The sequence below is a fragment of the Vibrio sp. 1401 genome, assembly GCF_033340295.1.
This window is the reverse complement of record NZ_JAWOWF010000443.1, coordinates 1-652: the sequence shown is the minus strand read 5'-3', so window position 1 is coordinate 652 and position 652 is coordinate 1. Positions and strand designations below refer to the sequence as shown.

General features: G+C 43.4%; 1 protein-coding gene. It reads left to right on the top strand.

The window, feature by feature from the left end; translation table 11 throughout:
- Positions 1-652 (top strand): GNAT family N-acetyltransferase (locus R7Z77_RS26135; RefSeq protein ID WP_318137149.1); only part of this gene is annotated, 652 nt, incomplete at both ends.

Here is a 652-nt window from a genome sequence, read left to right as displayed (position 1 = left end):
CCTCCTTTGAATATGACGCTTGCACGCTATTTAGTCGTGGTTGCATTAAAGTCCGGGAAGATCCGTCTTCAGAAACACAAAGATGCGCTCGATATTACTGAGCTGTCAAAATTCTTAGTTCGTATTTCGCAAATGGCGGTTGAGGTACCTGAAATACAAAGACTGGATATCCATCCAGTATTGGTATCCGGAGATGACTTAACCATACTTGATGCTGATGTGACGCTTTGCAAATATGAAGGTGATGCTCAAAAACGACTGGCTATTCGCCCTTTCCCTGCTGAATTTGTTGAAACTGTGACACTGCGTGATGGTCAACCAATCCTTCTTCGTCCAATTCTTCCTGAAGATGAGCCACTCCACGCTCAGTTCATCAATAGTGTATCTAAAGAAGATCTCTATAAACGGTTCTTCTCAGAGGTTGGTGAGTTCAATCACGAAGCTTTGGCTAATTTTACTCAAATTGACTACGACCGAGAGATGGCCTTTGTCGCAGTAGCATTCGATAAAAGTGGACCGTCGATCATTGGTGTCGCGCGTGCGCTGATCACGCCAGACAATAGTGATGCTGAATTTGCGATTTTGGTTCGCTCAGATTTGAAAGGAAAAGGATTAGGAAAAATCTTGATGGAGAAGATCATCAGCTATTGCA